Origin of the sequence: Rhizobium sp. WYCCWR 11146, assembly GCF_013591995.1 — a bacterium.
Classification (GTDB): Bacteria; Pseudomonadota; Alphaproteobacteria; order Rhizobiales; family Rhizobiaceae; genus Rhizobium; species Rhizobium indicum.
The window spans coordinates 1-1,104 of sequence record NZ_JACCEY010000042.1; the positions used below are offsets into that span (position 1 = coordinate 1).

The 1,104-nt window shown below is 64.7% G+C and carries 1 protein-coding gene; it reads right to left on the bottom strand.

Annotation, left to right across the window (positions count from 1 at the left end):
- Positions 1 to 1,104: calcium-binding protein (locus HX899_RS33060; protein ID WP_181294451.1), on the bottom strand; the 1,104-nt coding region annotated here is incomplete at both ends.

Genomic DNA, 1,104 nt, shown 5'->3' on the forward strand with positions numbered 1-1,104 from the left:
CGGCCAGCGAATAGGTCGCCAGGCTCGTTCTGATCGTGTCGGTGCCCTCGCCGGCATTCTCGGTCACCACGTCGCTGGCATTATCGACGACATAGGTATCGTCGCCCGTGCCGCCGATCAGCTTGTCGGCACCAACCCCGCCGTCGAGCGTGTCGTTGCCGGCCCCACCCGTCAGCGTGTCGGCGCCGGCACCGCCGGTGATCATGTTGTCGAGGCCATTGCCGGTCCCGGCAAAGGCTGCAGCACCAGTATAGATCAGGTTCTCGACATTGGCGGCCAGCGTGTAGCTGGCAAGCGAGGTCCTGACCGTGTCGATGCCCTCGCCTGTATTCTCCGTCACCACGTCGCCAGCATTGTCGACGACATAGGTGTCGTTGCCGAGGCCACCTGCCAGGTGATCGGCGCCGGTCCCACCGGTGATGAGGTTGTCGAGCGCATTGCCGGTGCCGGTGAAGGCCGCCGTGCCCGTATAGGTCAGGTTCTCGACATCGGCGCCGAGCGTATAGGTGGTCAGCGAGGTCTTGACCGTATCGGTGCCCTCGTCGGCATTCTCGGTGACGACATCGCCGGCATTGTCGACGATATAGGTGTCGTCACCGCTGCCACCGATCAGCGTGTCGGCACCTGCGCCGCCATCGAGCGTATCGTTGCCGGCTCCGCCCGCAAGCGTATCGGCACCAGCGCCACCCGTGATCGCATTGGCGAGCTCGTTGCCGGTGCCGGCAAAGGCTGACGATCCGGTATAGGTGAGGTTCTCGACATTGGCTGCCAGCGTATAGCTTGCAAGCACCGTCTTGACGATGTCGGTGCCGCCGCCCGCCGCTTCCACGACCACATCGCCCGCATCGTCGACAATGTAGGTGTCGTTGCCCGCTCCGCCGGTCAGCGTGTCGCCCCCCGCGCCGCCGTCGAGCGTATCGTTGCCCGAGCCGCCGGTAATGATATTGGCCACGGCATTGCCGGTGCCGGTGAAGGCAGCGGTCCCGGTGTAGGCCAGGTTCTCGACATTGGCGAGCGAGGCCAGCGAATAGGTCGCCAGGCTCGTTCTGATCGTGTCATTGCCTTCGCCGGCATTCTCCGTCACCACATCGCCGGCATTGTCGA